Raw genomic sequence first — 1,059 nt, 5'->3', positions numbered from 1 at the left:
ATATCTTTTTGTTTTTGAAAACTGGGATAATGTTCATAATAAAAATTATTAAAACAGTTCCTAAGGTGATTAAAAATGACAAGATATGAGAAACAAACAATAAACCTAAGGATATCGAAAGCATGGGCCAATAATTCGTATGCCCCTTTACTAATTTAAAAGTACTTAGTAATATCCAGGGAATTAATGCAAAGGCAATTAGTTCACCTGCGGCGGCTCGCATATAGATAACACCATAGAAGTAATAGGAACTAAGGTAAATTGGTGCAGATACAATTGTAGCCCAAGCATTATTGAATAATTTGTTAACAACAAAATTAATTGAGAAGATATTTAAAGCAGCAAATACAAAAAGAAATAGTAGATAAGAATGATAACTGCTTAATCCTAAGGCGTTGACAATGGCAAAGGGATAAAGTAGAAAATTCCCATAGAAGAATCCCACACCGTATCCTAACTTATCAAGATACTCAAAACCGATAGGATTAGGAAAATGACCGTGAGAGATGTTCGATGCTAATGTACTTATACGAGCCATATGGAAACCAGGATCGTAACCACCAACAACTCCACCTTTTAGGATAGGATAAGTTAAAATTACAAAAATAAGAATATCAGAAATAGCTAAAAAAACTTTTTCTTTATTTTTCAAAGTAGTCCCCTTTATAAATAAAATGACTATCTTAGTATAAATTAAGATAGTCGAAGTAGAAATGCTTTTATTTAACTTTTTGAGCTAGTCGTTCTTTGTGGGAAGCAATAATTTTATCAGCAATTGCACGAGCAACGTTTTCATTTTTTAAAATTGGTCCGTGTGAATAACTTCCAATAACGTTCTTGTAACGCATACCTTCTTGTTTTTCATCAGGGTTATTACCATAACCTTCAATCATCTTTCCAAATGGTTTTAGCATAGTTTTATCGTCGAAATAGGTTCTACCACTATGGTTTTCGAAAGCACGAACAGTTCCCCATTCAGTCTTATATTCTGTGTCACCAATCATACGACTGTCAGCTTTGTAGACGGTATGGAAAGGTAGGATATCAAGGCCTTGGATA

1 protein-coding gene and 1 pseudogene are annotated in these 1,059 nt (G+C 33.2%); both read right to left on the bottom strand.

Going from position 1 to position 1,059, the window contains the following annotated elements:
- On the bottom strand, window positions 1–652 hold a 652-nt coding region (locus tag FHL06_RS14075), incomplete at its 3' end, for a hypothetical protein (RefSeq protein WP_153387287.1).
- A gap of 67 nt (window positions 653–719) precedes the next feature.
- Window positions 720–1,059: pseudogene (locus FHL06_RS14070) on the bottom strand (type 1 glutamine amidotransferase); the annotation flags it as partial.

The sequence above is a fragment of the Companilactobacillus halodurans genome (genome assembly GCF_009600985.1).
GTDB classification, from domain to species: domain Bacteria; phylum Bacillota; class Bacilli; order Lactobacillales; family Lactobacillaceae; genus Companilactobacillus; species Companilactobacillus halodurans.
The sequence above is the reverse complement of the archived record's forward strand: the minus strand, read 5'-3'. Positions and strand labels throughout refer to the sequence as shown.